This is a genomic window from Arthrobacter sp. NPDC090010 (assembly GCF_044748305.1).
Lineage (GTDB): Bacteria > Actinomycetota > Actinomycetes > Actinomycetales > Micrococcaceae > Arthrobacter_E.
In genome coordinates this window covers 123,143-150,093 of record NZ_JBIVFT010000008.1, presented here as the reverse complement: position 1 = coordinate 150,093, position 26,951 = coordinate 123,143, and the positions used below count along the sequence as shown (strand labels likewise).

At 66.7% G+C, this 26,951-nt stretch carries 21 protein-coding genes; 8 read left to right on the top strand and 13 right to left on the bottom strand.

Annotated features, from left to right (window positions below):
* Positions 1-2: 2 nt before the first annotated feature.
* The 7 genes from ACIPXZ_RS13125 to dinB form a co-directional block, all read right to left on the bottom strand.
* Positions 3-1,616: a UDP-N-acetylmuramoyl-L-alanyl-D-glutamate--2,6-diaminopimelate ligase gene (locus ACIPXZ_RS13125; protein ID WP_400594960.1), complete on the bottom strand. Its 1,614-nt coding sequence runs from the start codon at positions 1,614-1,616 to the stop codon at positions 3-5.
* A 64-nt stretch (positions 1,617-1,680) separates the two neighbouring features.
* Positions 1,681-3,498 (bottom strand): peptidoglycan D,D-transpeptidase FtsI family protein, encoded by a 1,818-nt coding sequence (locus tag ACIPXZ_RS13120; protein ID WP_400594957.1) that lies wholly within the window; start codon positions 3,496-3,498, stop codon positions 1,681-1,683.
* A 53-nt stretch (positions 3,499-3,551) separates the two neighbouring features.
* Positions 3,552-4,190: a hypothetical protein gene (locus tag ACIPXZ_RS13115; protein ID WP_400594954.1), complete on the bottom strand. Its 639-nt coding sequence runs from the start codon at positions 4,188-4,190 to the stop codon at positions 3,552-3,554.
* Positions 4,187-5,185, bottom strand: a complete 999-nt coding sequence (rsmH, locus tag ACIPXZ_RS13110; RefSeq protein WP_400594951.1) for a 16S rRNA (cytosine(1402)-N(4))-methyltransferase RsmH — start codon at positions 5,183-5,185, stop codon at positions 4,187-4,189. Before rsmH ends, ACIPXZ_RS13115 begins: the two co-directional genes overlap by 4 nt.
* Before the next feature lie 175 nt (positions 5,186-5,360).
* Positions 5,361-5,792 (bottom strand): division/cell wall cluster transcriptional repressor MraZ, encoded by a 432-nt coding sequence (mraZ, locus tag ACIPXZ_RS13105; protein WP_400594948.1) that lies wholly within the window; start codon positions 5,790-5,792, stop codon positions 5,361-5,363.
* 474 nt (positions 5,793-6,266) lie between these two features.
* The gene (locus ACIPXZ_RS13100; protein WP_400594945.1) at positions 6,267-6,638 is read right to left on the bottom strand and encodes a DUF3040 domain-containing protein; all 372 of its coding nucleotides are present in this window, start codon (positions 6,636-6,638) and stop codon (positions 6,267-6,269) included.
* Positions 6,639-6,791: 153 nt separating this feature from the next.
* Positions 6,792-8,015 carry a DNA polymerase IV gene (dinB, locus tag ACIPXZ_RS13095; RefSeq protein WP_400594942.1) on the bottom strand — a complete coding sequence of 408 codons (1,224 nt, stop codon included), beginning with the start codon at positions 8,013-8,015 and terminating at the stop codon, positions 6,792-6,794.
* A 109-nt stretch (positions 8,016-8,124) separates the two neighbouring features.
* On the opposite strand from dinB, the gene ACIPXZ_RS13090 reads away from it, so the two are divergent.
* Both ACIPXZ_RS13090 and ACIPXZ_RS13085 read left to right on the top strand, forming a co-directional pair.
* Positions 8,125-8,634, top strand: a complete 510-nt coding sequence (locus ACIPXZ_RS13090) for a hypothetical protein (RefSeq protein WP_400594940.1) — start codon at positions 8,125-8,127, stop codon at positions 8,632-8,634.
* 11 nt (positions 8,635-8,645) lie between these two features.
* Positions 8,646-9,731: a polyprenyl synthetase family protein gene (locus ACIPXZ_RS13085; protein WP_400595049.1), complete on the top strand. Its 1,086-nt coding sequence runs from the start codon at positions 8,646-8,648 to the stop codon at positions 9,729-9,731.
* A 111-nt stretch (positions 9,732-9,842) separates the two neighbouring features.
* On the opposite strand, the gene ACIPXZ_RS13080 is transcribed toward ACIPXZ_RS13085, so the two are convergent.
* Positions 9,843-10,196, bottom strand: coding sequence for an Rv2175c family DNA-binding protein (locus ACIPXZ_RS13080; protein ID WP_400594937.1), 354 nt, complete (start codon positions 10,194-10,196; stop codon positions 9,843-9,845).
* Positions 10,197-10,434: 238 nt separating this feature from the next.
* Here ACIPXZ_RS13080 and ACIPXZ_RS13075 point away from each other — a divergent pair, with 238 nt between their 5' ends.
* Together ACIPXZ_RS13075 and pknB are read left to right on the top strand one after the other, a co-directional pair.
* Complete coding sequence (locus ACIPXZ_RS13075) at positions 10,435-11,772, top strand: LysM peptidoglycan-binding domain-containing protein (protein ID WP_400594934.1); 1,338 nt, start codon at positions 10,435-10,437, stop codon at positions 11,770-11,772.
* Positions 11,773-11,847: 75 nt separating this feature from the next.
* A complete protein-coding gene (pknB, locus tag ACIPXZ_RS13070; RefSeq protein ID WP_400594931.1) occupies positions 11,848-13,887 on the top strand; it encodes a Stk1 family PASTA domain-containing Ser/Thr kinase in 2,040 nt (679 codons plus the stop codon).
* Here pknB and ACIPXZ_RS13065 read toward each other — a convergent pair.
* Positions 13,884-14,390: a MarR family winged helix-turn-helix transcriptional regulator gene (locus ACIPXZ_RS13065; protein ID WP_400594928.1), complete on the bottom strand. Its 507-nt coding sequence runs from the start codon at positions 14,388-14,390 to the stop codon at positions 13,884-13,886. The two genes, pknB and ACIPXZ_RS13065, sit on opposite strands and share 4 nt — an antisense overlap.
* Positions 14,391-14,528: 138 nt before the next feature.
* Between ACIPXZ_RS13065 and ACIPXZ_RS13060 the strand changes: the two genes are divergently transcribed.
* Positions 14,529-16,391: an ABC transporter ATP-binding protein gene (locus tag ACIPXZ_RS13060; RefSeq protein WP_400594925.1), complete on the top strand. Its 1,863-nt coding sequence runs from the start codon at positions 14,529-14,531 to the stop codon at positions 16,389-16,391.
* Positions 16,392-16,517: 126 nt separating this feature from the next.
* Here ACIPXZ_RS13060 and ACIPXZ_RS13055 read toward each other — a convergent pair whose 3' ends face one another.
* Together ACIPXZ_RS13055 and ACIPXZ_RS13050 are read right to left on the bottom strand one after the other, a co-directional pair.
* Positions 16,518-17,921, bottom strand: coding sequence for a class II 3-deoxy-7-phosphoheptulonate synthase (locus ACIPXZ_RS13055; RefSeq protein ID WP_400594922.1), 1,404 nt, complete (start codon positions 17,919-17,921; stop codon positions 16,518-16,520).
* Positions 17,922-18,005: 84 nt separating this feature from the next.
* A complete protein-coding gene (locus ACIPXZ_RS13050) occupies positions 18,006-18,716 on the bottom strand; it encodes a lysophospholipid acyltransferase family protein (RefSeq protein WP_400594919.1) in 711 nt (236 codons plus the stop codon).
* A 140-nt stretch (positions 18,717-18,856) separates the two neighbouring features.
* Here ACIPXZ_RS13050 and ACIPXZ_RS13045 point away from each other — a divergent pair, with 140 nt between their 5' ends.
* The gene (locus tag ACIPXZ_RS13045) at positions 18,857-19,645 is read left to right on the top strand and encodes an alpha/beta hydrolase (protein WP_400594916.1); all 789 of its coding nucleotides are present in this window, start codon (positions 18,857-18,859) and stop codon (positions 19,643-19,645) included.
* The gene (locus ACIPXZ_RS13040) at positions 19,635-20,147 is read left to right on the top strand and encodes a hypothetical protein (RefSeq protein WP_400594913.1); all 513 of its coding nucleotides are present in this window, start codon (positions 19,635-19,637) and stop codon (positions 20,145-20,147) included. The genes ACIPXZ_RS13045 and ACIPXZ_RS13040 overlap by 11 nt, the downstream gene beginning before the upstream one ends.
* Here ACIPXZ_RS13040 and ACIPXZ_RS13035 read toward each other — a convergent pair.
* On the bottom strand, positions 20,123-21,166 hold the full coding sequence (locus ACIPXZ_RS13035; protein WP_400594911.1) for an ROK family glucokinase: 1,044 nt from the start codon (positions 21,164-21,166) through the stop codon (positions 20,123-20,125). The two genes, ACIPXZ_RS13040 and ACIPXZ_RS13035, sit on opposite strands and share 25 nt — an antisense overlap.
* A 123-nt stretch (positions 21,167-21,289) precedes the next feature.
* Here ACIPXZ_RS13035 and ACIPXZ_RS13030 point away from each other — a divergent pair, with 123 nt between their 5' ends.
* Positions 21,290-23,101 carry an AMP-dependent synthetase/ligase gene (locus ACIPXZ_RS13030; RefSeq protein ID WP_400594908.1) on the top strand — a complete coding sequence of 604 codons (1,812 nt, stop codon included), beginning with the start codon at positions 21,290-21,292 and terminating at the stop codon, positions 23,099-23,101.
* Positions 23,102-23,161: 60 nt separating this feature from the next.
* Here the strand turns inward: ACIPXZ_RS13030 and ACIPXZ_RS13025 are convergent, their stop codons facing one another.
* Positions 23,162-26,557, bottom strand: coding sequence for a pyruvate carboxylase (locus ACIPXZ_RS13025; protein ID WP_400594905.1), 3,396 nt, complete (start codon positions 26,555-26,557; stop codon positions 23,162-23,164).
* Positions 26,558-26,951 lie beyond the last annotated feature (394 nt).

Below are 26,951 nucleotides of genomic sequence, written 5' to 3'. Positions count from 1 at the left end.
GCCTAGTCGTTCGTTGCCAAAACTCGGAAACCACGCGCCGTCAGCGCGGCCCTCAGTTCCACCCGGTCATCAAGGGCGATGTTCACTCCCTTGACCTCCTGCCAGACCTCGTGGCCCCGGCCTGCCACGAGGATCGTGTCCTGTTCTCCTGCGAGTTCAACGGCCCGCTGGATGGCGAGATCACGAGGGAAGACCTCTTCAAGCAGGACCCCGGGGAACTCGCTCGAACGGGCCTCCTCAGCACCGGCCAATACGGCCGCCCGGATGCCCTCGGGTTCCTCATCATGCGGGTCGTCGTCCGTGACGATCACCACGTCCGCATTGCGGATTGCCGTGGCGCCCATGATCGGGCGCTTGACCGCGTCACGTTCACCGGTGGCACCGAAGACCAGGATCACCCGTCCGTCTCCGTCGGGGGCGCGCACCGCCCGGAGCGCACGCTCCAGCGCGTCGGGGTTGTGGGCGAAGTCCACAATGGCGCGGGGCTCGGTGGCCAGCAGCTGCATCCTGCCGGGAACCTGAACGTCCAGAGCCGACTCCCCGGCCAGAAGACCCGACAGCCGCTCGAGGCTCACACCTGATTGGAGAACCATCAGCACCGCGAGGGCCGCGTTGGCGATGTTGAAACCACCAGGCAGGGGCACGCGAGCCCGGAGGCTCGCCCCCTGAGGTCCACTCAGGGTGAACTCAGAGCCGAGTGCACCGTGGCTGACGACATCGCTGACACGCCACTCGGCCTCCGCGGAAGGATTGTCGACGGCCAGACGGAGCACCGGGACCCGGCTGGCCGCGGCGAAACGACGGCCCCATTCCTCGTCGACGATCACCACTCCCCGATCGGCCCTCTCAGGGGTGAACAGCAGGGCCTTGGCGGCGAAGTACTCCTCCATGCTGCCGTGCAGATCCAGATGGTCCTGAGTGAGATTCGTGAAACCGACGACGTCGAACCTCACCCCGTCCACCCGGTGGAACTGAAGCGCATGTGAGGAGACCTCCATGGTCACCGCACCGAGACCACGCTGACGCATTCCGGCCATGAGGGCATGCACGTCGCTGGATTCCGGCGTGGTCAGCACGCTCGGGATGGCTTCCCCGCCCGCGAGGATCTCGATGGTCCCGATCAGGCCTGGGGTGACGCCCAGACCCCGCAGCAAGGCGTTGACGAAGTAGCTCGTGGTGGTCTTGCCGTTCGTTCCCGTCACGCCGAAGCGCAGCAGGCCGTCCTCGGGACCGTTCCCGTAGATCAAGGCCGCGAGTGCCCCGAGCACGCTGCGAGGCTCCGGGTGAATGAGCACCGGAACGTCCTGCTCACCGAGAAGCCGGGCACCCTCATCGTCGGTGAGGATCGCGACGGCACCACTGGAAACGGCCTGGGCACCGTACGCCGCACCATGGCGATGGGCGCCGGGCAAGGCCGCGTAGAGGTCGCCCGGCAGGATCGCCCGGGAGTCATTGCTGATGCCGGAGACGGTGACGGCGGACGGAGCATCATCAGGCAGGCCGAGATGGCGCGCCAGTTCCGGCAAAGGGATCGCCGGGGACACCGGCGGCCGGAACGCCCTGGACACGGGCCCGTTCCCGGACGCGGCAGGTGCGCTTGTTTCTTGCTCTGACACGTTCTGCTCCAATGGATGCTGCTCTTGAGGGGTGTATCGCTGGATGGCCGCTTCCGCGGCGACGTCACTTACCGGTGACGTCGGACCCGCCCGGACCGTACTGGTCCAGGTGGACGGGCTTGCCGGTGGACGGGGCGACGTTGTTCATCCGCAGGGCCTGGCCCATGATGTCGCGGAAGAGGTCCGCACCGTCGATGCCCATGATGTTCGTCTTCGGACGCTGGATCAGGACCTCCACGATGTACTTGGGGTCATCCATGGGCGCCATGCCCACGATCGATGCCGTGTAGCCGCAGAAGCCGGGCCGACCGTTGTCACAGGGCGATTCGGAGGTGCCGGTCTTGGCGCCCACGCGGTAACCGGGGATCTGGGCGTCCTTCCATTCACCGGCCGTGACAACGCTTTCCAGCATGTCCTTGGTCTGCTGGGCGGTGCTCTTGGAGATCACCTGGCGTTCCGTCTGGACCGGGGTCTTCTCCACCGTTCCGTCCTGATCGATGTAGGCGTCGATCAGACGCGGCTTGAGCATGACGCCGTCGTTGGCGATGCTCTGGTAGGCGGAGACCGTCTGCAGCACCGACTGTGAGACGCCCTGGCCGAACAGCACGGTGTATTCCTGTCGGCCGTCCCAGGTGTCCGGCTTGCTCAGGATGCCCTGGGCCACACCCGGCAGAGGGATGTCCGGTGTCTGTCCGATGCCGAAGCGCTTGAGCCAGTCGTAGCGCTCCTGCTTGTCCAGACGCTGTCCGGCCATGACCGTTCCGGTGTTGAGCGAGTAACCGAGGATGCCGGCCAGCGTCCGGTGGAACGTGGGGTGGTCGAAGGAGTCCGCGAAGGTCTGTCCGTTGACGGTGTATTCGTTCGGGATGGTGAACTGCTCCATCGGGGTGGACTTGCCACTCTCGATCAGAGCCGCCGCGACGAGGGTCTTCTCGACCGAGCCGGGTTCCACGGCCGCTTCGACGGCCCGGATACCGCGGTCTGCGGCATCCACCCCGCCGGGGTTGTTGGGATCGGGGGTGTTGCTGTCGGCCATGGCCACGATGTTGCCGGTCTTGGCCTCCATGACCACCGCGGTGCCCCACTCCGCTCCCGTGCTCTTCACTCGGGTCTGGACGACCTGCTGGGCGTAGTACTGAAGATCGCGGTCAATCGTGAGCCGGACGGTCTTGCCGTTCTGGGCCGGCGTGATCTTGTCAGGAGCCACCGGGATGACCAGGCCATCCGCACCCATCTCGTAGCTGCGTGATCCGTCCGTGCCCTGAAGTTCGGTGTTCTGGGTCTGCTCGATCCCCGCGACGCCGGTCTGGCCGTCCTTGAGGAATCCGACGATGCCGCCCGCGACGGCTCCGTCGGGGTAGACCCGCTGGCTGGTGCCCTGTGTGACGACACCCGGGATTCGCAGTGCCATGACCTGGTCGGCGACCTCAGGCTTCACGCCTTTGGCCAGTGGCGCGTACCGCGAGTCACCGGTGGCGGCCTTCTTCAGGTCGTCCACGTTCTGCTTGAGCAGCGCGGCCAGTTCCTTGAGTCCCTGGTCCCGGCTGACCTCCACGACCTTCTTCGGGTCGTTGGGGTCGCGTCGCTCAAAACTCTCGGTCTTGGTGTTCAGCTGAGGGTCGATCACCACGTTGTAGCGGATGATCGAGTTCGCGAGCACATTGCCTTTGACGTCGACGATCGAGCCTCGCTGGGCCGGCAGGGTGACGGTCTGAGAACGCTGGCTCTCCGCCTTGGCCGCGAGGCCTCCCACACCGAAGCCCTGGATCAGAACCAGCTGCCCGCCGACCACCAGCAGGAGCGTGAGCATGACGCCGAGACCGATGCGGAGTCTCAGCTGCACTCGCCTCGAACCGCTCTGCTTCTTCGTACCGGTCCTCACCACGCCATGCCCTCTCGCTGCCTGTCTGGGATATCAGGCCTTCCGGCCGTCTCTCAGTTGCCCGGCGTCCGCTGCGCTGGGGCAGGGACGGAGCCTCCGTTCAATTGAACCGCAGGAACCTGAGGAACTGCCGGAGCCTGGGCCGTGGTCTTGCTCTCGCCGTCGGTCTTCGCCGCCGAACTCTTGTCCGGGACCACGGTGGAAGGAACCACGCTCAGCTGTCCGGCGATCTCCGGCGCGGCGATGCGGACGAGCTTGTCCTTGGAATCCTTGGCGGCGGGGACACCCTTGCCGCTGACGGTCAACCGGTCGAGGTCGATCTGAGCCTGCCCCGCGGACTGGACCATGCCCAGTTCGCCGGCCTTGGCAGCCAGGTTCTGCGGCGCGGTGAAGTTCTGAACCTCCTGCGTCAGTTCCTGGTTGCTCTTGCTCAGCGAGGACTGCTGCGCCTTGAGCTGCACGATGTCGTACTGGCCCTGGGACAGCTGGATGTTCAGCAGCAGAACTCCGACGAGAGCAGCAGCGAGAACAGCGAAGCAGGAGATCACGAACAGCATGGGGCGACGGCGCGGTGCCGAGCGGACGACGACGAGCGGCGTCCGCTTGCGTTCACGCGCCGGGGCGGGTGCCGCAAGCTTTCGCGCCGTGTTGCCCACGGTCCGGGCAGTCAGGCTGATGTTCGTCGAGCTCATGCCGTTCTCCTGTCCCTGATGCGAACGGTCGCACGGAGGCGGGCCGACGCTGCACGGGGGTTTTCTGCGATCTCTTCTTCGGTGGGCTGTTCGGTGCCCTTGGTGATGGTTTTCAGTTCCGGCTTGTGCTCCTCGAGCTCCACGGGGAATCCGGGAGGCGCCGAGGAGGTCGACCGGGACTGGAACACGCGCTTGACGATCTTGTCTTCGAGCGAGTGATACGACATGACCACGACCCGCCCCCCGATCGCCGTGGCGTCGACGGCGGCCGGAACGGCCCGCTGCAGGACATCCAGTTCTTCATTGACTTCGATCCGGAGGGCCTGGAAGGTCCTCTTGGCGGGGTGTCCCCCTTGCCGGGCCGCTGCTGCGGGGACCACTGCTCGAATGGCCTCCACCAGTTCACCGGTGGTTTCGAAGCGCTGCTCGGCGCGGCGCGCCACGATGCTATGAGCGATCCGGCCCGCGAACTTCTCCTCGCCCCACGCTCGGATGATGCGCACGAGTTCCGATTCCTCATAGTCATTGACGACGTCGGCCGCCGTGATACCGCGGCTGGTGTCCATCCGCATGTCCAGCGGCGCGTCGTAGGAGTAGGCGAATCCCCGCTCCCGTTCGTCGAGCTGAAGCGAGGACACCCCGAGATCCATGAGGATGCCATGCACCTTGTCGATACCCAGGTCCTCAAGCACGTCCGCGATCTCGTCGTAGACGGCATGGACCAGACTCGTCCGCCCGGAGAACCGGCTCAGGCGCTCCCCTGCCAAAGCCAGTGCCTCCTCATCGCGGTCGATGCCGATCAGGTGAAGATCCTCGTGGCGTTCCAGTAAAGCTTCGGAATGACCGCCCATGCCGAGGGTGGCGTCGATGACGACGGGGCGCTCCCCACGCTCCCGTGCGGCGTCGAAGCCGGGGGCCAGCAACATGAGGCAACGTTCTTTGAGGACAGGAATGTGACGTTCGGAGGTGGGCTTGGGCCCGCTCATCTCCGCCATGTGATCTCCTGCCGCCGTCTCGTGCCGCCTGCGTTCTCGTCCTGTTGCATACCGAGTCCTGAGCGGGATCCCCATCCGCGCCGCAAGCCCGTCTGCCTGGCTCAGGGGAAGGTGAGCCAGGACGACCGGCCTTGGGCGGCTGGAGATCTCGTCCAGGACGCGGTCCGGGTCTTCGTCAGAAGATCCCGGGGATCGCGTCTTCGTCCGTATCGGAGAAGGAGTTCTCCTGCTCCGTGAGGTAGTCGTTCCAAGCCTGGGCATCCCAGATCTCGGCCCGGGTTCCTGCGCCGATCACGGCCAGTTCCCGGTCGAGGCCCGCGTAGGCCCGCAGAGCGGGAGGGATGGTCACCCTCCCCTGCTTGTCAGGTACCTCGTCAGAGGCTCCGGACAGAAAGACACGCATGTAGTCGCGGGCTTGGCGGCTGGACAGTGGAGCCTGCCGCATCTGCTCGTGAATACTCTCGAACTCTTTCTGACTGAAGACGTAGATGCAGCGCTCCTGGCCTCGGGTGAGGACCAGGCCATTGGCCAATTCGTCACGGAATTTCGCCGGCAGGATGATGCGGCCTTTTTCGTCCAGACGCGGTGAATGAGTGCCAAGGAACACTGCCTCACCACCGATCAGTCGAAAGCTGCCGTACTACCCCGAGTGCCGCCACTACCCTCTTACTGCCTCCACTCTACTCCACTTCCAACCACAGTCAACGCCGCAGCGGTGTTTTTCCAGCGTGTTGCCTTTTCAGTTTCCGCGCCAGCACTGGGAATGGGGGGCGTGGTGAGAAGTGGAGGGATTTTAGGACCCGCGAACGTCAGCCGGCCCCGAACTGCCCTGGAGGACCCGTTTGGGGACGCCGAGCCGCCGTTTTCACGCGTCGGGGGGCGAAGTGGAGGAACCCGGGGAGCGAAGTGGAGGAGTTCAGGGAGCATGGTGAAGCAGCCGGATCGAGTCTGTTCCGGGCACGAAAAAAGGAGCCTGCCGTTCGGCAGGCTCCCTGAACGGAGCGGCTTCCTCAGGAGCGGACTGTCATCTCCTGAGGAGGACTGTCACCTCGTGAAAAAACGGGGCGTCGTCAGCCGCGGCTCACGGCTCATCGCGTCGACGCTGCTCCCAGCGATGTTCAAGATCCTCCATGAAACCGGACTTCTGGCGCTGAGGACGGGACGGGGCGGTCTTCCCGGCCGGACCGGCACCCTTGGCCTTGCTCGTGGCGAAGTACACCCCGGCACCCATGGCGAGGAATCCCACCACGCCGATCACGATGTTGTTAAGGCTCACTCCGAGCAGGAGGATGAGTATTCCGGCAACGACCGCGAAGGCACCGATGACCACGCGCTTGGTGGACCAACGGTGAGCGGCGCCCTGTTCCATCTGACTGGCGAACTTGGGGTCGTCTTCCTGCAACTGGCGCTCAAGCTGCTCCAGCAGTCTCTGTTCATGCTCCGAGAGCGGCATGACGACCTCCTCATCTACAGGCGCCAACGGCTGAGTCCTGGTGCCACTGTTCTAGCAACGTAAGTCTCGCGTGGGAAGTTCCCTCACTGTTAATTTTAGGCCTGTACCGGCGCAGGTGAAAGTGGGGAGAGGGTCCTGGACACATGAACCTCCTCACTCCTCCTGATCCCGACGGCTTTCCTCCGGCGGAGCGGCGCGGTGCAGGAGGCGGGCGGGCGTCAGTCCGGCCGCCCCGAACTTGGTCCACACCTCGTCCAGGCTCTTCTCGACCTTCCGCCAGTTCTCGTCCTGACGGTCGATCGTCAGCTGCACGCTGCCGGTCGACTCCTGCAGATGATCGGCGCGGACACCCAGCAGACGGACCGATTGAGGAAGCCTGCCCACCGATTCCAGCAGATGCTTCGACACCTCGTAGAGCTTGGAGGCGGAGTCCGTGGGAAAGTCCAGCCGTCTGCTTCTGCTGATGGTGCTGAAATCGGCGTATCTGAGCTTCAGCGCGATCCCACCCGCGCTCACTCCGCCGGCCCGGAGCCGGCGGCCCACCCGATGCGAGAGCGAGAGAAGGGCGCGGTGCAGAACCTCAGGATCGCTCACGTCCTCGGCGAACGTCGTCTCCGCGCTCATGCTCTTGTCTGTTCTCACCGGCGTGACCTTCCGGGGGTCCCGGCCCCAGGCGAGCTCATGGACGTGCTCCCCCATGGCTCCGAAGGCCTTCCGCATGACGGGAAGCGGTGTCGCAGCGACGTCGGCGACCGTCGTGATGCCGAGACGGGCCAGCTGCTGCTCGAACTTCCCGCCCACACCCCAGAGGGCGTTGACCGGCAGTGAGTGCAGGAACTCGATCTGCTTCTCCGGTTCGATCACCAGCAGTCCATCGGGCTTGGAACGGGTGGAAGCGATCTTGGCGAGGAATTTGGTTCCCGCGATGCCGACGGAAGCGGGAACACCCAGTTCGGCGCGCACCCTCCGTCGGATGTCTTCTGCGATGTGAACAGGGGTCCCCACCCTGCGCAGGGCGCCCGCGACGTCGAGGAAGGCCTCGTCCACGCTGAGCTGCTCCACGGCGTCCGTATAGGAGCGGAAGATCTGCATCAGTTCGCCTGAAACCTGGTAGTACAGCTCATGGCGGGGGCGGACCACGATGGCCTGCGGACAGCGCGCATACGCCTGGGACATGGGCATCGCCGAACGCACACCGAATGCCCGCGCCTCATAGGAGGCCGAGAGGACCACCGAACGCTCGGCCGGCACCCCCACGATGACCGGCTTGCCCATCAGGGCCGGCTGCTCCCGCTGTTCGACGGAGACGAAGAAGGCGTCCATGTCCACGTGGAGGATGCTGCACCGCCTCCACCGCTCACGTTCCTCCGAGTCCATGCCATCCATGCTAGCCACGGGGTCGGACAGTCCGCCGCGGCCATCTAAAATAGGAATGCGCCACCGGCCGATCCCGGGCCGCCACGATCCACGACGCGAGGAGTACCGATTGAGCAAGCATCCGAAGTCCCAGGCTCTGGGCCTCCTGGCATCGGCCGTTCTCACCGTCGCGCTGAGCGCCTGCTCGCCGGCCGCAACACCGTCGCCCGAACCTTCGTCCACCGGATCCAGCCAACCCGACACCTCGCCGTCGTCATTCGTCTCAGCGTCACCCACCAGCGCGGCGTCCGCGCTGCCCGCAGGATTCCCCCGCACGCTCCTTCCTTTGATGCCGGGAGCCCACGACGCCAGTGGCACCGTGACCCCGCGGAACGACTTCACCGACATCGCGCTGAATGCCACCGTGCCCGCCAAGCCCGAAGCCGTGGATTCCTTCTACTCGGCGCGTTTCACCGCGCTGGGCTTCAAGGCTCCGCCGGCGGTCACCGTCTCCGGAGTTCTCACCAAGACCTTCGTGCGCAGCAACGGTGACGAGACCATCAGCCTGAGCGTCACGCCCGTCGCCGGCGGCAGCACCGTGACGATCGGTGCAACCGTGAAGGCGGGCAGCGTCAAGTGACCGCTGAGCTCATGAGTGCATTGGCCACCGAACAGGCTGATTTCGTCAACGCGCTCAACACTGAACTGGACTCCTTCCTGGATCGCCAGCGCGATCTGGTCTCGGGCATCTCCGAAGACGTCGCCCCTCTGCTGGACTCCATCGCCACCTTGGTCAGCGGCGGCAAGCGGATGCGCGCCCTGCTCGCCTACTGGGGCTTCCGAGCCGCGGGCGGCGAGGCCGGATCCTCCGCCGCGGTGCAGGCGGGCGTGGCCCTTGAGCTGTTCCAGGGCGCCGCCCTCATCCACGACGACATCATCGACCGTTCCGCCACCCGGCGCGGGCGCCCGAGCGTCCACCAGGCCTTCGCGGACCGCCACGCCGTGGAGCGCTGGCAGCTGGATCCGGTGAGATTCGGGGACGCCGCAGGCATCCTGACCGGGGACATGTGCCTCTCCTTCAGCGAGGAGGCGTTCTCGGCGGTCGGCACGCCGACCGCGTTCGGGACGACCGCCCGCACCATCTTCAACCGGATGCGAGCCGAGGTGATGGCAGGGCAGTATCTGGACATCCTGGAAGAGGTCGCCGGACCGCAGCGCACCGTCACCGGCGCAGCGGCACGCGCCCGCACCGTATTGCGCTTCAAATCCGCCAAGTACTCCACCGAGCACCCTCTGGCGCTCGGAGCGGCCATTGCCGGCGCCCCCGAGCTGCTGCTGGATGAACTCGCCCGGTTCTCCCTGCCCCTCGGGGAGGCATTCCAGCTGAGGGACGACGTCCTGGGGGTCTTCGGCGACCCTGACACCACGGGGAAACCGGCCGGCGATGACCTGCGCGAAGGGAAGCGCACTCTTCTGGTCGCGTTCCTCCGTGAGCTCGGCACCCAGGAACAGGTGGCGCTCCTGGAGTCCCGGCTCGGCCAGGACAGCATCACGGACGACGACGTCGCGTCCATTCGGGAGGCGCTGCTGGAGTCCGGGGCGCTTGCGGCTGTCGAGTCCGAGATCACAGCGCTCGGCACCGCCAGTCATGCCGCTCTTGAGGAACTGCCGATTCCAGAACTCGCCCGGGAAGCACTGCGTCAGCTGGGAGAGTCCGCCGTCAAACGCCAGGCGTAGAGAGCTCCGCCACGGATACGGATACAGAGGAGGGGCCGGCTGACCGGCCCCTCCTCTGTATGTTCTGGCACCCGCTGACGTGATTGCGGGGCCGTGTTCAAAGACGCCGAGTCACCAGGCCAGCGCGGACGCCCGGCGGCGGATCTCCGTCTTCCGTCCTGCCCGCAGTGCGTCCACGGGCCGTCCGGGCAGCGACTCGTCCTCCGTGAAGAGCCACACGAGGAGCTCTTCATCGGTGAAACCGGCGTCGGTCAGCACCGCGATGGTCCCCTTCAGAGAGTCCAGGATCTCTCCGTCCCGCACGAATTCGGCGGGAACACTGCGGATCTTCCGTTCCCCGACCCTCAAGGCCACGAGCACTCGCTCATCGATCAGTCCGTGGACCCGGGAGATCTTCACATCCAGTACTTCCGCCACATCCGGCAACGGCAGCCATTCGCCCACCAGGGCTTCAATATTGCTCACTCTTCAAGGGTGCCACGATCTGGTGCGCCGCACCTAGCCGGACGACGAACACCCTATACACGACACACCCGGAAAACAGCCAGTCGATTCACCGTTTCTTGTGCTAGCGCCATTTTCATGAGAGATTCACATTGGTCACATTTTCAACACGACTACTCAACTTTCACATACGCACCACAGGTCACATGCCCGTCTCCCCTCTTCAGGCATGCGGCCCTGACGCCAAGGACGAAACTGAATGACGAGCCCCACATCGCCGAAGAACCGTTCGCTGACGACCGCTGCCGTTGCCACTGCGGCGCTCCCCGCCGTCGTCGTTTCCTCCCTGGCCCTCGCGCAGCCCGCACAGGCCATGGAACCGCAGACCCAGACCCCCGCCAAGCAGCTCCCCCGAGGGCTTGAGGCGGCAATCGCCGGACGCAGCGCCGCGGCTCTGCTCCCGGTCAGCCAGGTCGCATCCTCCCTTCCGCAGAATCTTCAGGTCGCGCTGCGTGCCGTCCCGAGCACCTATCGGATCGTCGCCGGAGACACCATGAGCGGGATCGCGCACCGTCACGGCCTGAGCCTGACCGCCTTGCTGAACCTCAACAAGATGCGTGCAACGCAGATCATCTACCCGGGCCAGGTCATCCGGCTGAAGTCCGGCCCGGCCACAAGCGCTCCCAAGGCCCCTGCCACCGCCGCGTCCAGCGGCTCCAGCTACACGGTCAAGGCCGGCGACACGCTCGGGGCCATCGCCATGCGCCACGGCGTGCGGCTCAGTTCGATCCTGTCCTGGAACCGTTTGAGCATGAACTCGATCATCTTCCCGGGCCAGAAGATCAAGGTCTCCGCCTCATCGGCGGTCGTCCCGCAGTCCTCCGGGTCGCCGTCCACGCCCAGCACGGGTGCTCCCGCGTCCAGCGGCTCCAGCTACACGGTCAAGGCCGGCGACACGCTCGGTGCCATCGCGGCGCGGCACAAGGTCTCCCTGAGCTCGCTGCTCAGTGCGAACCGCCTCTCGATGAGCTCGATCATCTACCCGGGCCAGAAGCTCCGGCTCTCCGGCGCCCCCGCGTCGTCCGGCTCCACCGGCTCTGCCGGTTCGAACCTCGTGCCGGACTCCTTCCTCGGGTACAAGTACCCGGCCGCGGTGGTCAACTCGGCCAACCGCAACAAGGCCCTCCTGAACGCCGCACCGGTGCCCACCCGCGCACAGATGCAGCAGATCGTTGCGGACACCGCCCGGCGCATGGGCGTGGAACCGGCACTGGCACTGGCCTTCGCCTACCAGGAATCCGGTTTCAGCCAGCGCGCAGTCTCCCCTGCGAACGCGATCGGCACCATGCAGGTCATCCCGAGCTCCGGCGAGTGGGCCGGCCAGCTCGTGGGGCGCAAGCTCAACCTCCTGGATCCGTATGACAACGCGACGGCAGGCGTCGCCATCATCCGTTCCCTCCTGCAGACCAGCAAGAACACGGATTACGCCATCGCCGGTTACTACCAGGGCCAGTACTCCGTGGAGAAGAACGGGATGTACAAGGACACCAAGGCGTATGTGGCGGCGATCAAGGCCCACCGCGCCACCTTCCGCTGAGTTTCAGACCACTTCACCAGGGGCCCGGTACGAGTCGTACCGGGCCCCTGGTCCATGACGAACTAGGATCGAAGGGTGCAAAACCGCTCTGAAGACCCGTTGATCGGCACGGTCGTGGACAACCGCTACCGCGTCCTCGACCGCATCGCCGACGGTGGAATGTCCACCGTCTACAAGGCCCTGCACATCAGTCTGGAACGGCCCGTGGCCCTGAAGGTCCTGCACCCCCAGCTGGCCTCGGATGAGGCGTTCGTGGAGCGTTTCACCCAGGAAGCCCGCTCCTCGGCCCGGCTCTCGCACCCGCACGTCGTCTCGGTCCTGGACCACGGACGGCATGGGCGCCTCACCTACCTCGTGATGGAGTACATCCAGGGACGCACGCTCCGTGATGTCATCCGCAGCGAGGGGGCACTCACCCCCCGGGTCGCCGTCAGCTACCTCGCCCCCGCGCTCGAAGGCCTGGCAGCCGCGCACGAGGCGGGTCTGATTCATCGGGATGTCAAGCCGGAGAACATTCTGATCTCGCAGGACGGCACGGTGAAGATCAGCGACTTCGGGCTGGCCCGGCAGGCCAGCTCACGGACCAGCACCGGGGAACTCCTGGGCACTGCCGCCTACCTCTCCCCTGAGCTCTTCCAGCGCCAGGACGCCGACGCCCGCAGCGACGTGTACTCCTGCGGCATCCTCCTTTACGAACTGCTCACCGGCTCAGTGCCCTTCAGCGGCGAGATGCCCATCCAGGTGGCCTACCAGCACGTCAACGACGAAGTCCCGTTGCCTTCCCTCAGCCGGCCCGGCCTGGCCCAGGACTTCGACGAGCTGGTGCGCTGGGCCACGGCCAAAGATCCCGATGAGCGGCCGATCGATGCCGGGGCCTTCCTCGGCGAACTGCGGCATGTGGCAGCCTCCCTTCCGGCATTCGCACTGGACCTGCCCGCCCCCGCCCGGCCTGCCGTCCAGGACGACGGCGCGCCCACCGAGGCACTCGACGCTCAGGGGGCGACCCGGCTCCTCGGCGCGGGCAGCGCCACTGAAGTGCTCGGCGCGGATCCGAGGACGACGATTCTGTCCCCCTTCACTCCTGGCAACGCGACGACGGTCCTGCCCGCTCAGGACGCCGCAGAGGTTCCGCTGAACAAGCGGCAGCAGCGCAAACAGGACAAAGAGACGGAGCGCAGACGCCAGAAGGCTCTCGCCACGCCCACTCATCAGCTCCGCCCGGGCAACCCACGACGGCGCGGCGCGATCTGGGCGGTACTGCTCGTGCTGCTCGCCCTCCTGATCGCCGCAGGCGGATGGTTCTTCGGCATGGGGCCTGGCGCGCAGGTCACTCTTCCGGACCTGAAGAACCAGCCTGCGGAACAGGCCTCGGACATCCTCGCCGGCTACGGGGTCTCCGCCACCGAGCAGACGGTCTTCGACGACAAGATCGGACGGGGCCTCGTGGTCGCGACGCAGCCACCGGCCGGAAGCGTCATCCGCAAATTCGAGGGCGTGCAACTGCTCGTCTCCAAAGGGCCTCAGCTGTTCGCCGTGCCCACGCTGACAGGTCAGAGCCTCGAAGCGGCGCGCAACGCGTTGAGCGCGGCGAACCTCGCCCCCGGCGCCGTGGCTCAGGGCTTCAGTGATTCGGTGCCCAGCGGGCAGATCATCAGCCAGGACCCTGGCACCGGGGCCCAGCTCCGGCGCGGTGCCGCGGTCAATCTGGTGGTGTCCAAGGGACCGCAGCCCATCCCCGTTCCGAGCGTGCTCGGCCTCGGGCAGGATGAAGCGAGCCAGAAGATCCAGGCCCTCGGCCTCGAGGCTTCCGTCGCCCCGGACCCCGTGTTCAGCAAGGATGTGCCGGCGGGCAAGGTCGCCGCGCAGAAGCCCGGCAGCGGAACGCTCATCAAGGGCCAGACGGTGACGCTCACGATCTCCAAGGGCCCTCGGATGGTCCAGGTGCCCAACGTCTTCGGCAAGTCTGAGAAGGACGCGGTGCAGTTGCTTCAGGACGCCGGGTTCACGGTCAAGAAGGACTACACCTACGGGCGGGCCATCTTCGGGCTCGTCGCAGGTCAGGACAAGACGGGCGAGCAGCCCGAGGGCTCCACCGTCACCATCACCGTCGCTTAGCGGTCTCCTCTGCCGCCGGGGGCCGTGCCGTCGTCCGGCTTCGGCCCCTTGCCATGCAGCCAGCCTGCGTCGAAACCGGGGTGCGCCTCCAGCAGCGAGCCCAGCAGCCTCTTCAGCACCTCCCGCTCTTCGGCTCCGAGTGTCTGGAAGTACTCATCCCCCCGCTGCGAGCGGACGGCACGGATGCGCTGCTCCAGCTCATGGCCTTCTTTGGTGGCCGCGAGCAGGACGGCCCGCCCGTCCATGGGGTCCGGGGACCTGACGATGAGCCCTTCGGCCTCCAGCTGGGTCATCACCTCAGCGGCGGACCGCGGGGCGATTCTCAGCATCGCAGCCACGTCCCGCTGACGCGGGGGCTCGCCGTCATGGGAGACGATCGCGTGCAACGCCCTCCACTGATGCGGTGAGATGCCGAACGGCGCCAGATCCGCCATCCAGCTCCTGCGCAGTCCACGCGAGACGGAATGGACCAGATCGGCGAGCTCCATGCGGTCGGAAATCATGTTCACACTGTAGGCAACGGAGCGCCCCAAGGAAAGATAGAGAGGTAACCTCTTTACAAGATCGATATACGGAGGTAACCTCCTTATCGAAGCCGGTCATCCCCGCCGGCATGTCCAGCACAGGAAGGAGGTCCTCTGATGAGTCATGGAACAGTCCCCCACACACCCGTCGTGGGCGGCGGACGTCCGGGTGGTCCCGGCCGCGTGAGCAAAGCCGACCTCAGTCAGCTCAATCAGCACCCGGTGAGCAAGCGGCGCATCGCCGCACTCTTCGCCTCGTACAAAGGTCCCCTGCTTCTCGTGGTCCTGCTGATCACCGGAAGCTCCATCGTCTCCCTCTTCCAGCCTTTCCTGGTCCGCGGGGTGATCGACGACGCCCTGCCCCACGGCCGCGTCGGCCTGCTGACGTCTCTCGTCCTCGCCATGATCGGGGTGGCCGCCGTCACCGCCGTGATCGGCGTCTGGCAGACCTGGATCTCCACCCGGATCGGCCAGGGGGTGATGCACGATCTGCGCACCAGACTGTTCGGTCATCTCCAGGCCCAGTCGCTCGGATTCTTCACCCGCACGCACGGCGGTGAAGTCCAGTCACGCATGACCAACGACATCAACGGCATGCAGAATCTGGTCACCAACACCGCGACAGCGGTGGCCTCCAACGTCACCACGGCCATCGGCACCGTGATCGCCATGGTGGCCCTCTCCCCCTGGCTCAGCATCGTCTCGCTCATCGTGCTGCCGCCCTCCATCTGGGTCGCCCGCCGCGTCGCCCTGCAGCGCCGCGACATCACGGTCAAGCAGCAGGCCAAGATGGCCCAACTGCAGACCTACGTGGACGAAGGGCTCTCGGTCTCGGGAATCAGGCTCGCGAAGACCATCGGCTCCACGGCCCGGGACGCCGACCGCTTCTCCGACGCCAGCCGGGAGCTCGCCGATCTCGAGATGCACTCTCAGCTCGCCGGGCGGTGGCGGATGGCCGCCATGCAGATCGTCTTCGCCGCGATCCCTGCGGTCATCTACCTCGCGGCAGGTCTTCCTGTCGGAGGAATGGACCTTTCGATCGGAACCATCGTGGCCTTCACGGCTCTGCAGTCAGGACTCTTCCGGCCGGTGATGGGACTGATGAGCGTCGGGGTGCAGTGGGTGACCGCCATGGCGTTCTTCTCCCGCATCTTCGAATGGCTCGATCTCGAACCGGAGATCAAGGAGCCCGAGCACCCTGTGAGCATCGATCTGGCGACGGTCCGCGGCGAAGTGCGCTTCGAACATGTCGACTTCGCTTACGGCGCGCGTGACGGGAACATCCTCCACGGGGTGGACCTGACCATCCCCGCCGGGACGACCACCGCCGTCGTCGGCCAGACCGGCTCGGGGAAGTCCACTCTCGCATCGCTGCTCCCCCGCCTGAACGAGGCCGGTTCCGGCCGGGTGACGATCGATGGCGTCGACGTGCGGGACATGCGATTCCAAGACCTGGCCGCCATCGTCGGCATCGTCTCCCAGGAGACCTATCTCGTGCACGCCTCGGTGCGGGACAACCTCCGGATCGCCGCGCCGGAGGCCTCGGACGAGGTCCTCTGGGACGCTCTGGAGGCGGCTCGGATCGCCGAGCTGATCAAGAGCCTGCCGGCCGGACTGGACACCATGGTGGGTGCCCGCGGCCATCGCTTCTCCGGCGGTGAACAGCAACGTCTGGCGATCGCGCGCACTCTGCTGCGCAACCCGCGGGTGCTGGTCCTCGATGAGGCCACGAGCGCGCTCGACAACACGACTGAGGCTCAGGTGCAGGCAGCACTGGACCACCTCGCCGCGACCCGGACCACGTTGACCATCGCGCATCGGCTCTCCACCGTGGAGGAGGCGGAACAGATCGTGGTGCTCGACGGCGGCCGCGTGCTGGAGCGCGGCACCGCGCCTGAACTGCGCGCCGCCGGCGGTGCCTTCGCCGAGCTCTCCGCCCGGCAGCTGGTGGAACAGGACGAGGAACGCGTAGCGGGCTGACCGGCCGAGGCTTCGGCGATACAGCAAGAGCCCGGCCCGTGACGAACACGGGCCGGGCTCTTGCTGCGTCATAGACCGACCGGGACGGCCAGGCCGTCTCAGCCCGGATGTCTCAACGTGAGTGTCTCACCGCTTGGCGAGCGAACCGGCCACGAGGAAGGCCAGCTCAAGGGACTGCATGTGGTTCAGGCGCGGATCGCACACCGACTCGTAGCGGTCCTCGAAAGCAGCTTCATCGATGGGATCGGCCCCGCCGAGGCATTCGGCGACGTCGTCACCGGTCATCTCCACATGCAGACCGCCAGGGAAGGTCCCGAGAGAATCATGCACCTCGAAGAAGCCGCGGACCTCGTCCATGACATCGTCGAAGCGACGGGTCTTGTAACCGTTCTTACTGGTCACGGTGTTGCCGTGCATGGGATCGGTGACCCAGAGGACCTGGGCGCCCGAGGCGGTGACCTTCTCCACGATGGGCGGGAGGTTCTCACGGATCTTGCCGGCGCCCATCCGGGTGATGAAGGTCAGGCGGCCGGGCTCGCGGTTCGGATCCAGCTTGTCGATCAGCCGCAGCGCGTCGTCACCCGTGGTGTTCGGGCCGAGCTTCACGCCGATCGGGTTGCGGACCCGGGAGAGGAAGTCCACGTGGGCGTGGTCCAGCTCGCGCGTCCGCTCGCCGATCCAGAGGAAGTGCGAGGAGGTGTCGTAGGGGAAGCCCGTCCGGGAGTCGATGCGGGTCAGAGCCCGCTCGTAATCCAGCAGCAAGGCCTCGTGGCTTGCGAAGAACTCGACCCGGCGCAATGCCTCGAAGTCGGCACCGCAGGACTGCATGAACGTGATCGCACGGTCGATGTCCTTGGCCAGGGACTCGTAGCGCGCATGAGCCGGGTTGGAGGTGAAGCCCTTGTTCCACTGGTGCACCAGGCGAAGATCCGCGAAGCCGCCTGTCGTGAAGGCCCTGATGAGGTTCAGCGTGGAGGCCGAGGTGTGGTAGGCGCGCAGCATACGGCCGGCGTCGTGGGCCCGGGACTCCGGGGTGAACTCATAGCCGTTGACGATGTCGCCCCGGTAGGCCGGCAAGGTGACTCCGTCACGGGTCTCATCGTTGGAGGAACGCGGCTTGGCGAACTGCCCGGCCATACGCCCCATCTTGATCACGGGCAGCGAGGCACCGTAAGTCAGGACAACGGCCATCTGCAGGATGGTCTTGACCCGCGAGGAGATCCGGTCAGCAGTGGCCGCCTCGAAGGTCTCGGCGCAATCGCCGCCCTGAAGCAGGAAGGCCTTGCCCTGGGCGGCCGCGGCCAGCCTCTCACGCAGCACGTCCACCTCGCCGGCGAAGACCAGCGGAGGAAGGATGGAAAGCTCCTTCACCGAAGCCTCGAAGACCTCCGGGTCGGACCAGGTGGGCTGCTGGTTGATCGGGAGGGAGCGCCAGTCGTCCAGGCCGGGATAGTCGGCGGCGCCACTCTGGGAGGCCGCCGCGAAGGCAGCAGAGGAATCAGGGGCCGCTGTGGTGAAAAGGTCGGTCACGCCTTAGATTCTAGACTCCGGACAGGCCTTTTCCGTTCCCGGTCCACAGGGCGGACTCACACACGCCGTCATGATGCCGCACGCTCACGCAGAACGTCCGTCGTCCCCGTCCTTCGCGGCAGCGGCTTCCGCTTTGACCGCGGCAGCGTACTTGTCCACGTAGTCCTGTCCCGAGAGCCTCATGAGTCGCTCCATCACGGTGTCCACCACCTCGCGCTGCACCTCATACTCATCGGCCCGGTCCGCCAGGTGGGTGAAGTCCAGTGGTTCCCCGAAGATGACACCGATCCTCCGGATGTTGGGCATCTTCTTACCGATCGGCTGGACTTGTTCCGTACCGATCATGGCGACGGGGATGATCGGAACCCGGCACTCGAGGGCAAGTCGTGCCACACCGACCTTGCCGCGGTACAGGCGGCCGTCGGGGCTGCGGGTGCCTTCCGGATAAATGCCGAGGAGTTCGCCCCGGCCCAGGACCTCGGCTCCGGCGCCCAGCGACAGGCTCGACGCGGCCCCGCCGGATCGGTCCATGGGCAATTGGTTGGTCATCCGGAAGAACGCCGCGGTGAGCCGCCCCTTCAGGCCCTTCCCTGTGAAATATTCGCTCTTGGCCAGAAAGGTCACGGGCCTCGGGACTTCCAAGGGCATGAAGATCGAGTCGGAGAAGGAGAGATGGTTCGAGGCCAGGATGGCCGCGCCTTCACGAGGGATGTTGTCCAGCCCCTTGACCCAAGGCCGGAAGACGAGTTTGACCAGGGGCCCGATGACGATGTGCTTCATCACCCAGTAGAACATTGCGTCTCTTCCTTGGATGGGTTCGCGCTGAACAGCTCCCCGGGTCCGGGCGCCTGGGCTCAGACTACTGCACAGAGCATCCGTCGCCCGAACAGAGCATCCGTCGCCCACGCGGCCGGATTTTGGGGAATGATGGAGTCATGAGCAGCGTGGCCCCTCTCCCTGATCAGTCCGGCATCTCTCACGAACCCTTCAGCAGCCAAGGGCATGGAGACCGCGCCCGGGTGGGCGTGGTCATGTCCCATGGTTTCACCGGCAGCCCGCACGGCCTCCGGGACTGGGCCCAGCACCTCGCCGACGCGGGTTTCGCGGTCCGGATGCCCCTCCTTCCCGGGCACGGCACCAGCTGGGAGGACATGGCGACCCATGGCTGGCAGGAGTGGTACCAGGAGTACGAACGGGCGTACCAGGAGCTCGTGCCCCTCTGTGACACGATCGTCAGTGCCGGTCTCTCGATGGGCGGCTGCCTCGCTCTCCGGCTCGCTGCGCTGAAGCCGGTTGCCGGGACCGTGGTGGTGAACCCGGGCCTGGTCATCGACGACTGGCGGGCCCCCTTGGCCGGCCTGCTCAAGCTCGTGGTCAAGTCGACTCCGTCGATCGCCAACGACATCGTCAAGGAAGGCGTCGACGAAGGCGCCTACAGCAGAACCCCCACCGCCTCGGTACACCAATTGCATCAGCTCTTCGCTAACACCCGGGAACTGCTCCCCCGGATCAGCACGCCGGTGAAGCTCTTCCGCTCGCGCACCGATCACATCGTCGGCGACTCCAGCGTCCAGGCCTTGAAGAACGGGCTCCAGGACGGCCTGCTGGATCTGCAATGGCTGGAGAACAGTTTCCACGTGGCGACCATGGACCACGACGCGCCGGTCATCTTCAACGGGACCGTGGAGTTCATCGATTCTCTGGCGGCCCGCCATGAACGCTGACAACGGCCGCCCCCGCGACGGCCAGGACCCGGATTCCTCGGCGTCCGGTGGATCACGCGATGACGACGCGGTCTGGGCCGAATTGGTGGCGCGTCTGGAAGCCACGGACAGTGGCGCCGCGGACGATACCGCTCCCGGGGACAGGACGGCCTTCTCCGCTTTCGATCCCCTGGGGCTGAGCGGCCGCGACGCCCTGCCGTCCGACACCCTGGGCGGCCCCCGGGACTATGCACCGGACCCCGAGGTGGAGGAGGAGCTTGAGCGCTTCGTCCCGGAGGATCCGGCCGTCTTCAGCAACGCCGATCCCCGCCAGGTTCTCGCCTGGGCCGGCGCCGCCGGCGCGCCGTTGCTCGTGGTCCTGTTCCTGATCTTCTGGCGTTCGGCCCCGCCGGTGCTCTGGTGGTTCCTGGTTCTGGCCTTCGCAGCCGGGGTGGGCTATCTGATCTGGCGCCTCCCCCACGGTTCGGACGAGGACCGTTACGACGACGGCGCGCGCCTCTGACCCGCGCGACGGCGGAGCGTCTGGCGCAGAGGTAGCCGCCACCTCGCATTGCGGGCCAGATCGGCCGCTCCCACCAGACCGGCTTCGGGACCGAGCTGCGCGAGCTTGAGCTGTGCTTCCGGGCGGAATCCACGCCCCGTGAGATTGCGGCGATAGGTCCGCAGGGCCGGCTCCAGGAGAAGATCCCCGGCCGTGGAGAGCCCTCCGCCGATCACGAAGGTCCCCGGGTCCAGAACGGCCGACAGATTCGCCAGGCCGAGGCCCAGCCACTCTCCGACCTCGGTGACGAGTTCGCGGCTCTGAGGATCACCGCCCAAGGCGAGCGAGGTGACCAGAGCCCCCGTCACCCGTCGAGGTTCCCCGCCCGCCGCGCGAAGGATCTCACGTGCCATGGGTGACGCCGCACCGGCGAGTTCACGTCCTTCCCGGCCGAGCGCATTGCCCGAGGCGTACTGCTCCCAGCACCCACGGTTGCCGCATTCACAACGATGACCTCCGGGGACGATGATGGAGTGCCCGAACTCCCCCGCGACACCGTACCGGCCCCGTTCCAGACGTCCGTCGTTCACGATGCCGCCACCGATTCCGGTCCCCAGGGTGATGCAGATCAGGCGCGACTCCCCTTTGCCCGCACCGAAGCGCCATTCCGCCCAGGCGGCCGCGTCGGCGTCGTTGACCACATGGACCCGGCGTCGCAGCCTCGCCTCCAGACGGGCCCGCAGCGGCTCATTGCGCCAGGCGAGATGAGGACTGAAGAGGACCGTCCCGCCGTCGAGGTCCATCCAGCCCGCAGCGCCGATCCCTACCGGGGTGGCGCGCATGCCGACGCTGAGTTCCTCCACGAGCTCCTCGATGACCCCCTCGACCCGTGCCGCATCCTGGCCAGGCGTCTCGCGTCGCAGCGAGCGGAGGATGCGCCCCTGGTGGTCCACGAGCCCGGCGGCCACCTTCGTGCCGCCGATGTCGATCCCGATGGAGAGCAGCTGATTGCCCTTGAGGCCGGGTGCCGATTGACGCATACCCCAATCCTAGGGAGCGAAGCACTAAGTTACTGGCCAGTAGGTATAATGTGGATCACATTCCCCGGCACGTCTAGAGTGGAGTCAGGCCCTGACGGGGGAAGGGATATCGAAGGAGCTATCGTGCGAGAATTCAGCATGCCTGCCAAGGTCGACCTGGACCGGCGCAGCAACATCACGGATCTCCTGCTGCGCCACACCGGCGGGCACGGCGACCCCATCCTGTTCGCGGCCCGGGACGGCTCTGGCCAATGGCAGGACGTGAGCGCGGAGGCCTTCCTGAAGGATGTCTCGGCCCTGGCCAAGGGACTCATCGCCGCAGGCGTAGGCCCCGGAGACCGGGTGGGGATCATGTCCCGGACCCGCTACGAATGGACTCTGGTGGACTTCGCCATCTGGTTCGCCGGCGCGGTGTCCGTGCCGATCTACGAGACGTCCTCCCCCAGCCAGATCGCCTGGAATCTCGGGGACTCAGGTGCCGTGGGCGCCTTCGCCGAACAGGCCCACCACGAGCACGCCATCCGTTCAGCAGTACAGGCCGAGAACCTCGACGCCATGCGCAACGTCTGGCAGATCGAAGCTGGAGGTCTCGACGAACTCCGCGATCTCGGCACCCAGATCACCGACGAGGTACTCGACGAGCGCCGCAGGGCGCCGGGCCTGGACGACGTGGCGACGATCATCTACACCTCCGGGACCACCGGGCGGCCCAAGGGCTGCGAGCTCACGCACGGAAACTTCGCGGAGCTCTCCGACAACGCGCTGGCAGAACTCGGCTCCATCGTCAACGACGATGCCTCGACCATCATGTTCCTCCCGCTGGCTCACGTCTTCGCCCGCTTCATCTCGGTGCTGGCGGTGGCCGCCGGCGCCCGGGTCGGGCACACTCCCGATGTGAAGAACCTGCTCCCGGATCTGCAGAGTTTCCGCCCCACCTTCATCCTGGCCGTGCCACGCGTCTTCGAAAAGGTCTACAACTCCGCACTGTCGAAGGCTGAGGACGGCGGCAAGGGCTCCATCTTCCACAAGGCGGCGGACACCGCCATCGCCTACTCCCGCGCCCAGCAAGATGGTTCGCTCGGCCTCGGACTGCGGCTGCGCCACAAACTGTTCGACGTGCTCGTCTACGGCAAGCTCCGCGACGCCATGGGCGGCCGCGTCAGCCACGCTGTTTCCGGCGGCGGTCCGCTGGGGGAACGGCTCGGCCACTTCTTCAACGGCATCGGGCTCCGGATCCTGGAAGGGTACGGCCTGACGGAGACCACGGCCCCCGTGACGGTCAACACCCTCCATCTCAACCGCATCGGGACGGTCGGACCGCCGCTGCCCGGCAATGCCGTGCGGATCGCGGACGACGGCGAGATCCTCGCCAAGGGCGTCTGCGTCATGCGCGGCTACTACAACCGGCCCGATCTGCAGGATGAGGCCTTCACCGACGGCTGGTTCCACACCGGCGACATCGGCGAGCTGGACGAACGCGGACTGCTGAAGATCACCGGCCGGAAGAAGGAGATCATCGTCACGGCGGGAGGCAAGAACGTGGTGCCCGCCCTCCTGGAAGACCAGATCCGGGCGGACGGCCTCGTCTCCCAGGTCCTCGTGGTCGGTGACAACCGTCCGTTCATCGGCGCTCTCGTCACCTTGGACGAGGAGGCCCTGCCCGGCTGGCTGGACCGGCACGGGCTGCCGAACTCGACCTCGCTCTCCGAGGCCGCCCAGTTGCCCGCCGTGAAGGACGCCGTCCAGGCGCTCATCACGAAGGCGAATGAGTCCGTCTCGCACGCCGAGGCCATCAAGTCGTTCCGGATCGTGCCGGCCGACTTCACGGAGGCCTCCGGGCACCTCACCCCGTCGATGAAGGTCAAGCGCGCCCAGGTGGTCAAGGACTACTCGGAGATCATCGAGGAGATGTACTCCGCACCCAAGCCCGCCTGAGACCGCGGCACACAGGAAGGCCCGGCACCCCTGGGGTGCCGGGCCTTCGCCGTCTGAGGATCAGGCGATCACGAGGAGCAGGTCGCCGCCCTGCACCTGCTCGACGGCGGAGATCGCCAGGCGCTGCACGGTGCCGCCCACCGGGCTGGTGATGGAGGCCTCCATCTTCATCGCCTCGATGCTCGCCACCGCGTCGCCGGCGGCGACGGTGTCCCCCACAGCGACCTTGAGCGAGACCGCACCGGCGAACGGCGCCGCCACCTGGCCGGGCACCGCCGGGTCGGCCTTCTCCGCCGCCTTGACGTTGCTCTGGACCGAATGGTCACGGACCAGCACAGGCCTCGACTGGCCGTTGAGCTTGCACAGTACGGTGCGCATGCCCTTCTCATCCGCCTCGGAGACGGCCTCCAGGCTGGCGATCAGCCGGACACCCTTCTCCAGCTCGATCACGTGTTCTTCACCCCGTTGCAGGCCGTAGAGGTAGTCCCTGGTGTCCAGCACGGAGACATTCCCGTAGCTCTCCTGGGAGCGCGCGTAGTCCTTGCTCGGCCCCGGGAAGAGCAGCCGGTTCAGGGTCTCGCGGCGGGTGGCGGAGTCGCCGCCCAGTCGCTGGGCGTCGTCGGCGCTCAGCTCGACGTCGCGAGGCTTGACCGCACGGCCCTGAAGCGCCTTGCTCCGGAACGGCTCAGGCCAGCCGCCCGGAGGGTTTCCAAGCTCGCCGTTGAGGAAACCGATGACCGAATCGGGGATGTCGAAGTTCTGAGGATTCTCGCGGAATTCCTCCGGATCGGCTCCGAGACCCACCAAGTGGAGGGCGAGATCGCCCACGACCTTGGAGGACGGGGTGACCTTGACGAGCCTGCCGAGGATCCGGTCTGCCGCCATGTACATGTCCTCGATGGCTTCGAAACGCTCACCGAGGCCGAGGGCCATCGCCTGTTGCCGGAGGTTGGAGAGCTGACCGCCCGGGATCTCATGCTGGTAGACCCGGCCGGTGGGTGAGGCCAGACCTGATTCGAAGGGAGCGTAGACCCTCCGCACGGCCTCCCAATAAGGTTCGAGCGCATCGACGGAGGACAAGCTGAGGCCAGTCTCCCGCGGCGTGTGAGCGAGCGCCGCGACGAGCGCGGACATGGCAGGCTGGCTGGTCGTGCCCGCCAGGGCTGCGGAGGCCACGTCGACGGCGTCCACCCCCGCATCCACGGCGGCCAGCAGCGTGGCGAGCTGGCCGCCTGCGGTGTCGTGGGTGTGCAGATGCACCGGAAGATCGAAACGCTCCCGGAGGGCGCTGACGAGCTTCGCTGCCGCCGCCGGGCGCAACAGGCCGGCCATGTCCTTGATGGCCAGGATATGGGCCCCGGCATCGACGATGCGCTGGGCGAGCCCCAGGTAGTAGTCCAGGGTGTAGAGATCCTCGTCGGGGTTGAGGAGGTCACCGGTGTAGCAGAGGGCCACCTCGGCCACCGCCGTTCCCGTCTCCCGGACCGCGCGGATGGCGGGCTCCATCTGATCGACATCGTTCAGCGCGTCGAAGATACGGAAGATGTCGATGCCGGTGGCGGCGGCTTCCTGCACGAACGCCCTGGTGACCTCCACCGGGTACGGCGTGTAACCGACCGTGTTGCGGCCGCGCAGAAGCATCTGCAGACAGACGTTGGGAATCGCTTCGCGCAGGGCGGCGAGGCGCTGCCAGGGGTCCTCGCCGAGGAACCGCAGCGCGACGTCGTAGGTGGCACCGCCCCAGGCTTCGACCGAGAGCAGCTCGGGCAGCAGTTTCGACACGGCGGGGCCGGCCGCCACCAGATCGCGGGTCCGGACCCGGGTGGCCAGCAGCGATTGGTGAGCATCCCGGAACGTGGTGTCGGTGACGGCCACGGCGTTCTGCTCCCGCAGAGCGCGGGCGAAGCCCTCCGGACCGAGTTCCTGCAGGCGCTGACGCGACCCGGCAGGCGCTTCCATCTCAGGGACCGCGGGCAGCTTCGCAGCGGGCCCCGTGGTCACCTTCGGCTCGCCGTGCGGCTTGTTGACAGTGGTCTCGGCGAGCCAGGTCAGCAGCTTGGTGCCACGGTCCGCGGAACCACGGGCATTGAGCAGTTCAGGCCGTTCCTCGATGAAGGACGTGGCTGCGCGGCCGGCGACGAAGTCGGGATCGTCCAGCACCGCCTGGAGGAACGGGATGTTGGTCGAGACACCGCGGATCCGGAACTCGGCCAGAGCACGGCGCGCACGGGCGACGGCGGCCGGGAAGTCCCGGCCACGGCAGCTCAGCTTGACGAGCATCGAGTCGAAGTGCGGGCTGATCTCCGCGCCTGAGTACACGGTCCCGCCGTCCAGCCGGACACCCGCACCGCCCGCGGAACGGTACCCGGTGATCTTGCCGACGTCGGGACGGAAGCCGTTGGCGGGGTCCTCGGTGGTGATACGGCACTGAAGCGCAGCCCCCTTGAGGCTGACGGTCTCCTGGGAAAGTCCCAGATCCGCCAGGGTCTCCCCTGCCGCGATGCGCATCTGCGCCTGGACGAGGTCCACGTCCGTCACTTCTTCGGTGACGGTGTGCTCCACCTGGATCCGCGGGTTCATCTCGATGAAGACGTGCTGGCCGGCGCGCTCACCCGCCGTGTCGACGAGGAACTCCACCGTGCCGGCATTGACATAACCCAGAGCCTTGGCGAAGGCCACGGCGTCCCGGTACAGGGCCTGCCGGATGTTCTCATCCAGTTCCGGCGCCGGGGCGATCTCGATGACCTTCTGATGGCGGCGCTGCAGCGAACAGTCCCTCTCGAAGAGGTGCATGACGTTGCCTTCGGCGTCGGCCAGGATCTGCACCTCGATGTGGCGCGGCCGGAGTACGGCCTGCTCGAGGAACATGGTCGGATCGCCGAAGGCGGCATCCGCCTCCCGCATGGCCGATTCCAGCGCGGCGCGGAGGTCCTCCGGCTGCTCGACGCGCCGCATGCCGCGGCCGCCTCCGCCGGCGACGGCCTTGGCGAAGATGGGGAACCCGATACCGTCGGCGGCGGCGAGCAGCTCTTCGATGTCCTGTGACGGGGCAGAGGACTTCAGAACCGGCACACCGGCCTCGCGGGCGGCCGCCAGTGCACTGACCTTGTTGCCCGCCAGTTCAAGGACCTCCGCGGGAGGACCGACGAAGGTGATCCCGGCCTCGGCCGCGGCCCGGGCCAGTCCCGGGTTCTCCGAAAGGAAGCCGTAGCCGGGATAGATGGCGTCCGCCCCGGATTCCTTGGCCACCCGGACGATCTCCTCGATGTCCAGATAGGCCCTCACGGGATGGCCTTCCTGCCCGATCAGGTACGCCTCGTCGGCCTTCTGCCGGTGAATGGAATTACGGTCCTCCTGTGGGAAGACGGCGACGGTCTTGGCGCCGAGCTCATAGCCCGCGCGGAAGGCCCTGATCGCGATCTCGCCGCGGTTGGCCACCAGAATCTTGGAAAACATACTTCTCCGTAGCTCGAGCCGGCTGGGTTCGTGTCCCAGTCTGTCCGTGTGACACCCGTCGCACAAGGACGCGGTGACGGGTATCACACTAGTTCCCTCGCGGACCCGCCCCTGCGGTGCCGCGGCTTGTGTGACTCATGATGACTCGCGCATGGGGGCCACCGGACCGGCCCCTGGCCCGGCGTGCTCCACCCAGGCTTCGACAAGTGACGGAACCCGGGGGCCAAAGTCTCAACGCCACCCCTCCCCGGCATGGGATCCGACACACGGACAGGGGCACGCCCGCTCAATCGGAGCGCGGGAGGAGCACTCGCCCCTATGATGGTGGGTAGCGCCGGAATGCCGGTGCCTGCCGGGTGTTGACCGGACGGCATCGACGGGCGCGAGGAAACGG

Excerpts from the sequence above, each read along its gene's own strand:
- ACIPXZ_RS13115 (WP_400594954.1), bottom strand. The coding sequence starts at position 4,190 with ATGAGCTCGACGAACATCAGCCTGACTGCCCGGACCGTGGGCAACACG.
- rsmH (WP_400594951.1), bottom strand. The coding sequence starts at position 5,185 with ATGGCGGAGATGAGCGGGCCCAAGCCCACCTCCGAACGTCACATTCCT.
- ACIPXZ_RS13100 (WP_400594945.1), bottom strand. The coding sequence starts at position 6,638 with ATGCCGCTCTCGGAGCATGAACAGAGACTGCTGGAGCAGCTTGAGCGC.
- dinB (WP_400594942.1), bottom strand. The coding sequence starts at position 8,015 with ATGGACTCGGAGGAACGTGAGCGGTGGAGGCGGTGCAGCATCCTCCAC.
- ACIPXZ_RS13085 (WP_400595049.1), top strand. The coding sequence starts at position 8,646 with ATGAGTGCATTGGCCACCGAACAGGCTGATTTCGTCAACGCGCTCAAC.
- ACIPXZ_RS13075 (WP_400594934.1), top strand. The coding sequence starts at position 10,435 with ATGACGAGCCCCACATCGCCGAAGAACCGTTCGCTGACGACCGCTGCC.
- ACIPXZ_RS13065 (WP_400594928.1), bottom strand. The coding sequence starts at position 14,390 with ATGATTTCCGACCGCATGGAGCTCGCCGATCTGGTCCATTCCGTCTCG.
- ACIPXZ_RS13060 (WP_400594925.1), top strand. The coding sequence starts at position 14,529 with ATGAGTCATGGAACAGTCCCCCACACACCCGTCGTGGGCGGCGGACGT.
- ACIPXZ_RS13050 (WP_400594919.1), bottom strand. The coding sequence starts at position 18,716 with ATGTTCTACTGGGTGATGAAGCACATCGTCATCGGGCCCCTGGTCAAA.
- ACIPXZ_RS13045 (WP_400594916.1), top strand. The coding sequence starts at position 18,857 with ATGAGCAGCGTGGCCCCTCTCCCTGATCAGTCCGGCATCTCTCACGAA.
- ACIPXZ_RS13040 (WP_400594913.1), top strand. The coding sequence starts at position 19,635 with ATGAACGCTGACAACGGCCGCCCCCGCGACGGCCAGGACCCGGATTCC.
- ACIPXZ_RS13035 (WP_400594911.1), bottom strand. The coding sequence starts at position 21,166 with ATGCGTCAATCGGCACCCGGCCTCAAGGGCAATCAGCTGCTCTCCATC.
- ACIPXZ_RS13025 (WP_400594905.1), bottom strand. The coding sequence starts at position 26,557 with ATGTTTTCCAAGATTCTGGTGGCCAACCGCGGCGAGATCGCGATCAGG.